This window comes from Pengzhenrongella sp., assembly GCF_036565025.1.
In the GTDB taxonomy this organism is placed as follows: Bacteria; Actinomycetota; Actinomycetes; order Actinomycetales; family Cellulomonadaceae; genus Pengzhenrongella.
Genome location: NZ_DATCNW010000139.1, coordinates 45,211 through 51,421 on the forward strand (window position 1 = coordinate 45,211; position 6,211 = coordinate 51,421).

The 6,211-nt window shown below is 70.6% G+C and carries 4 protein-coding genes; 2 read left to right on the top strand and 2 right to left on the bottom strand.

All coding sequences use genetic code 11. The features are described from left to right. Positions 1–32 precede the first annotated feature (32 nt). Entirely contained in the window at positions 33–515 is a 483-nt protein-coding gene (locus VIM26_RS08210; protein WP_331950003.1) for a MarR family winged helix-turn-helix transcriptional regulator, read from the bottom strand. A gap of 95 nt (positions 516–610) precedes the next feature. Here VIM26_RS08210 and VIM26_RS08215 point away from each other — a divergent pair, with 95 nt between their 5' ends. Then, on the top strand, positions 611–1,330 hold the full coding sequence (locus VIM26_RS08215; RefSeq protein ID WP_331950005.1) for a GTP cyclohydrolase II: 720 nt from the start codon (positions 611–613) through the stop codon (positions 1,328–1,330). 73 nt (positions 1,331–1,403) lie between these two features. Continuing rightward, positions 1,404–2,348, top strand: a complete 945-nt coding sequence (locus VIM26_RS08220) for an NADP-dependent oxidoreductase (RefSeq protein WP_331950007.1) — start codon at positions 1,404–1,406, stop codon at positions 2,346–2,348. 55 nt (positions 2,349–2,403) lie between these two features. On the opposite strand, the gene VIM26_RS08225 is transcribed toward VIM26_RS08220, so the two are convergent. Then, entirely contained in the window at positions 2,404–5,604 is a 3,201-nt protein-coding gene (locus VIM26_RS08225) for a glycoside hydrolase (RefSeq protein ID WP_331950009.1), read from the bottom strand. Positions 5,605–6,211: the final 607 nt, after the last annotated feature.

A 6,211-nucleotide genomic window follows, 5' to 3' on the forward strand; every position in this document is an offset into this window, starting at 1 on the left:
GGTCAGCATTCAGGCGGACCCCGTCGGCGTCGTCAGGACGCCGGCGTGGGGGCTCCATCCCCGGCGAGCATGCGCCGGCACGCCTCGCCCAACCCGTCGGCGATCGCGGTGATCTGATCGCGGGTCAGGACGTCGATCAACAGCTCCCGGACGGCGTCGACATGGCCGGGCGCTGCGCGCTCGAGGAGCTGGCGCCCCTTGTCGGTGAGGACGGCGTAGACGCCGCGGACATCGACCTTGCACGGGGCTCGCTCCACCAGGCCCGCATTCTCCAGCTGGGAGACCTGATAGGTGAGCCCGCTCTTGGAGTTCAGCAGATCGTCGGCCAGCTCGGTCATCCGCATGGCGTGGCCGTCGGCGGCTGAGAGCCGGACCAGGATCCCGTACTGCAGATGGGACAGGCCGGCGTCGGCCCTCAGCTGCTGGTCGAGGCGGCGATCCAGGAGCGCGCTCGTGGCGATGAACGCCCGCCAGGCGCGCATCTCCTCCTCGTCGAGCCAGTTCGGGTTCGCCATGGAATCCAGCCTACAACAAGGTTGTTCAAACTCGAACGGTCTGCTACGTTCCCGTGATACTTCAAATTCGAACGACTGTCTTCCAGGGAGCAGCCATGAAGTCCCTCGTCAATGACCCGATCGCCGGTCCCCTCGCCGAGGCGTGGAGCGACATCGGGACGGACACCCCCCATGCACGCAGCGGCGCGACGATTCGGACGCAGGTCCGGGTCCCGCTGCGCTTCGCCGACGGGTACACCGCGAGTGCCGAGGTCACGACCTTTCACGGCCTGGCCGACGGGCAGGAGCACCTCGCGCTGCGGTTCGGTGATCTGGCCGACGGGGACATCCCGCTGGTGCGCCTGCACTCGGAATGCCTGACCGGCGACGTGTTCGGCTCCACCCGCTGCGACTGCGGCCCGCAGTTCCGCGAGGCGGTCGAACGGATCGCGGCGTCCGGCGGTGTGCTGCTGTACCTGCGCCAGGAGGGCCGCGGCATCGGCCTGTACAACAAGCTCGACGCCTACGCCCTGCAGGACGCCGGGCTGGACACGTATGAGGCCAACACCGCCCTGGGCTTCGCCGAGGACGCGCGCGACTACACCGCTGCGGCGCAGATGCTGGCCGCCTTGGACATCACCCGGGTGGACCTGCTCACCAACAATCCCGACAAGGCGGCCCAGCTGCGCGACCTTGGCGTCCCGATCCGGCGCACCGTACGGACCGGGGTCTTCGCCAGCGAGAGCAACCTGCGCTACCTGCACGCGAAGGCCGAGCACACCCATCACACGATCCTGCTGCCGGTCGCCCCGGAGCCGGCCTTCCTCGCCGGCTGAGCGCACCAGCGGACCGCACGCCAGCCGGCCCACCCCGTCCCAGAACCCTCGACAACCTCCAAGGAGACACGCGATGCGTGCAGTAGTGATCAAAGGCTTCGGCGCCGAGCCGGAGCTGGTGGAGATTCCCGTGCCGGAGCCGGAACCCGGCGAGCTCTTGATCCGAATCCATGCCGCCGGGCTGAACCCGTTCGACTGGAAGGTTGCCGACGGAGCGCTCGACGGAATGGTCGAGCACGCCTTTCCCTTCGTCATGGGCTCCGACGGCGCGGGCGTCGTGACGGCGGTCGGCAGCGACGTCACCGACTTCCACCCGGGAGACCGCGTCTACGGGCAGTTCATGGGGCTGCCCCGGGGGCAGGGCTCCTTCGCCGAGTACGTCGTCGTCGCCGAGACCGGAAAGGTGGCCAGGATCCCCGACGGGGTGCCGTTCACCGTCGCCGCCGCACTGCCCACCGCGAGCATCACGGCGTACCAGGCGGTCCAGGCGGCCGCCCTCGCGCCGGGGCACACGATCCTGGTCAACGGGGCTTCCGGAGGTGTCGGGCAGTCCGCGGTCCAGTTCGCCGCCGGCGGCGGAGCCCGGGTGCTGGCCACCGCGCCGGGCCACCTGGCCGAGCACCTGCGCGACCTCGGCGCCGACCACATCGTCGACTTCACCGTCGCGCCCACGCTCGACCAGGTCCGCGCTGCGCACCCGGACGGCATCGATGCCGTGCTCGACCTGATCACCGGTCCGGGTGGTGCGAACCCGTTCGCCGCCCTGCTGCGCCCCGGCGGCGTCCTGGTCAGCACCAACGGCGCCGCCGAACCCGAACGGCTCGCGAGCCTGGCACTCACGGGAGTCAACCTCTACAACAACGCGACCCGTCAGGACCTCGAGGCTCTCGCCGTGCTCGCGGATCAAGGCCAGGTCCGCGTGCGGATCGACGCCGAGGTTCCGCTCGCGGAGGTGCCGAACGCCGTCGCGCGCGCCCGCACCAGCCAGGCCACCGGCAAGACGATCATCGTGCCGTGACGTGCGCGGCGGCAGGTCCGCGGGCCGGCCGCAGGGCCGACCGGCGGGCAGCCGGCTACCGGAGGAGATGGACGGTGTAGGTCTGCACCTGGCCGCCGTCCTCGCTGGTCAGCGTGACGAGCGCGGTCGATCCGGAGCTGTCGGCCTGCTGCACGCTCACCGTCGCGTACGGGTCGGCGGCGACCGCGGTGACGATCCCCTTCGCGCGTCCGACGTCGACCGTGTAGGTCGCCGTCTTCGGGTCGAAGCCGGGGATCGGGGTGCCGTCGACCGCGATCGAAGCGGCCGCGGCGTCCGCCGACACCCCGGGCGCCTTGGCGAAGACCTCGACCTCGCTGACCGTGAGGTGCTCCCCGGGGCGCGCGGTCAGCACCGCGCGGACGGCGTCGGTCCTGCCCGCAGCGGGCAGGTCGATGACCGACGACGTCCCGCCGTCGGGGTTGACCGGGACATCGCCGCTCGCGTCGACCCAGCCGCCGTCGGGCGTGCGGAGCTGCAGGCGGACGCTCTGCGCGACGCTCCGCATCCCGCCGTCGAGGAAGAAGTGCGTCGTCACGTGGGTCAGGTCGGCGGCGCGCGGGAGGGTGACGGTGAGGGTGTCGGTGACGTCCTTGGTTCCCGGCACCCAGTTCGACCAGGCCTTGTCGGTGAGGTCACCGTTCACCACTCCGGCGGGAAAGTAGCCGCCCTCGGTGAACGTGGCGGTGACCCCGGTGCCGGCGTCGAGCGCGGCGTTCCGCTCGCCCGGCTCGGTGACCTGCACGCGCACCGTCGCCGCGACGGGGTCGGCGCCGCGGACCTGCGCGACACCGGCCAGCGGGACGACGCCGAGTGCGTCGAACGCACCGGCCGGTGCCGTGCTCCAGGTGGCCGGCAGCGAGACCTCGGCGCCTGACGCGCCGACCCCGGTGACCGTCGCCGGGAGCACGGGCTGCCCGCCGACGTAGGCCTTGGCCCTCGCGGGCAGGGTCGCCACGATCGTGTCGACGGTAACGGTTGCGGACGCCTTGACGGTCCGCCCGAGGGGATCGGTCGCGGTTCCGGCCACCTGGACCGTCCCCGGTGTCGCCCAGCGGGCATCCGACGGGAGAACCCACCGGACCGGCAGATCGCCGCGGGCACCGTCCCGGAACACCGGGGCGACCGTGGCGGGCAGCGCCGGCGCGGTGCCCGGGGAGGTGAACGACTCGACCGGCGTCGTGCGCAGGACCGTCTCGTCGATGATCGTCCAACGCTGGTTGGGACCCGAGCCCGGCAGGTAGGCGGTGACCGGCGCGCCGTCGGCCGTGGCCTGGCCGCCGACCTCGGCCAGCAGCCCGGACGCGACGTTGACGAGCGTCCAGGTGCGGTCGCCGGTCGTGGACAGGATCCACTGCGCGGCATCGTCGGGGCTCCGCTGGGCCCCCTCGAGCACGATCGCACCGTCGCGCACGGCGAGCTGCCGCCCGGTCGTCGCGGAGACCACCGAGTACCGCGCACGGTTGCTGTCGTCGCGCGCCAGCTTCGTCAGGCGCCACAGCTGGTCGGCCGCCGCCGGGTCGGTGCTGCGGATGGCGGCGCCGGCCGCGACCGGCGCGAGGGACTTGCCGCTCTGCACGCCCTGCAGGCGGTAGACGTGGCCGGAGAGCACGAGCGGCGCGTCCTTCGCGATGCCGCTGACGCCCTCGACCAGGAACGTGGTGACCGACTCCCCCGGGACCTGGATCGACGCGTGCGTGTCCGTGATGCGGACGGGCCTGCCCTTGACCAGCGCCCCGCCGGTGCTCGTGGTCACCGCCGTCACCGTGGCGCGCGGCGCGATGCGACCGAAGCCGGACAGGTCGAGGTCGACCGTCTTCGTGGCCGCCGAGTGGTTGACGTGCACGACCGTGGCCGAGGTCCCGTCGGCGCCGACCGCCGCGACGCTCGACGTGTCGTTGACATTGATGAGGTGATCACCTGGGCGGATGCTGTGGGTGAAGTTCCGCACGGTGTCGTACGTGGTGTTGGTGTGGATCGGGCAGGTCGCGAGGGTGTCCGCCGCGGTGCAGTCGAAGGGCATCTGGATGCTCCCCCAGTTGGCCCCGAGCCACCCCTGGCCGTCCGGCTTCATGTTGTTGTAGTCCTCTACCGGCTGCCAGAACACCCACGCGGACGGTTCGAGCTCGCGCAGGTCGTCGATCATGTGCTGGGCCATGCCGACGCCGGAGTCCATCGACGTGAAGTTCTGGCTGTTGCCCCAGCTGCCGCCGAACTCGCTCATCCACAGCGGCTTGTCCGCGGCCTTCGCCAGGTCGCGCACGGTGGTGCGGCCGCCGGTGCCGTAGGTGTGCGTGTTCAGCTGCGCGACGAGCGCGCGCACGTCGGCCGGGTAGGTGTTCCAGTTCTTGGCGACGTTCGAGGGGTTCGTGTCGTCCATCGCGGAGATCACCGCGTCGGTGTTCGCTCCCGCGAGCCGCGCGGCCAGCGCCCGGATCACCTTCTGCTGCATCTCGGGACTCACGTGGGCGCCCTCCTGGCCCCCGCCGGTCGGGTTCCCGGCTGCGTCGAGCTGCGTGCTCCAGTAGTTCGTGTTCGGCTCGTTGAACGGGTCGATCGCGGCGACCTTGATCCCGTGGGCCAGCTCGAGCTCTTCGACCGCCTTCACCAGGTACGCGGTGAAGTCCTCGACGCTGGACTCCTTGATCTGGTCGGCGCCCGAGTCCAGGCCGCCCGAGACGAAGCCGCTGTTGGTCATGAACCAGGGCGGGGAGTTGCTGAACGCCTCCCAGGTGTCCACCCGGTCCTTGATCTTGTCGATCCACCAGCGCTGGGTCCGGTCGGCGTCGGCGTTCCAGTCGGCGGGGTCGTTCGCGTCCCACCAGTCGACGTCGGCGCGCGTGGTGCCCGCGGGCGCCTGCCACCAGCCCTCGACCGCTCCGCCGGGGCGCAGGTAGTTCTTGACGTCCGGGGCGTTGCCGCCGCCGATGTTGTACCGGGCGATGTTCAGGTTGAGGCCGTCCGCGCCGAACACCATGTCCGCGAGCTTGTTGCGGATCTCGTCGGGCATGCCGCCGGTCGCGTTCGCGAACCACGCCAGGCTGGTGCCCCAGCCCTGGAACTTCTGCTGCTGGTAGGAGGGGTCGAGCCGCACGTGGACGACCTCCGGCTTCGCGGGGCCGACGCCGGCGGCCGGGTCGGCGGCGCCGGCCGCGCCCGACAGGCCCAGGCCCGTCGTGGCGAGTGCGGTGACGCTCAGGCCAGCGAGGAGTCGCCGGGAACGGAGGTGTCGCTTCATCGATGATCTGCTTTCCATGGCAACGCTGCGATGGGTTGTGACGAGCTTCATCGGCCGACGTCGAGTCACTCGGCGTCGGATTCTGACCTGATGTTTACGTAAACATTCTGGATCGCAAATACCTTCGCACAGCGTTGAGTCGGGGGTCAAGTCACCCGGCGCGTCGTCGCCGGTGCGGTCCGCAGCTCAGGCCGGTGCTCAGGACCCTTGTCTCCGAATCAGATCTCGGCCCGGACCCGACAACGAATCTGCCCGCCAATCTCAAGCGGAAAGTCTTGACGGTCGATTTGAGCGCCGGACCGTGAGTTGTTGTGGCTCTCCTGACCGATCCGTGGGTCGTTGAGCGTGGCGCTGAGTTGCTTCGCGGAGGCACTGAGGTGCTTCGCAACGGCGCCGAGGTCCCGATGCGTGCGGATCGGGGTTCGCCGACGCTGTTCGCCGATCTCACGCGAGTTCGTCAGACAGCCAGTGTCCGAGATCGAGGCAACTCTCCGAGTTCGACGCGTGCCATCCCGCTCGATCACCGACCCGCGTACCGACGACCCGCCGGCCAGTCCGCCTGCTCGACCTCAGTGCAGCGCTCTGTGCAGCGAAAGTGCACCAAAAC

What these genes read in the sequence shown, in the direction of transcription:
- VIM26_RS08210 (WP_331950003.1), bottom strand. Translation starts at nt 515, where the DNA reads ATGGCGAACCCGAACTGGCTCGACGAGGAGGAGATGCGCGCCTGGCGG.
- VIM26_RS08215 (WP_331950005.1), top strand. Translation starts at nt 611, where the DNA reads ATGAAGTCCCTCGTCAATGACCCGATCGCCGGTCCCCTCGCCGAGGCG.
- VIM26_RS08220 (WP_331950007.1), top strand. Translation starts at nt 1,404, where the DNA reads ATGCGTGCAGTAGTGATCAAAGGCTTCGGCGCCGAGCCGGAGCTGGTG.
- VIM26_RS08225 (WP_331950009.1), bottom strand. Translation starts at nt 5,604, where the DNA reads ATGAAGCGACACCTCCGTTCCCGGCGACTCCTCGCTGGCCTGAGCGTC.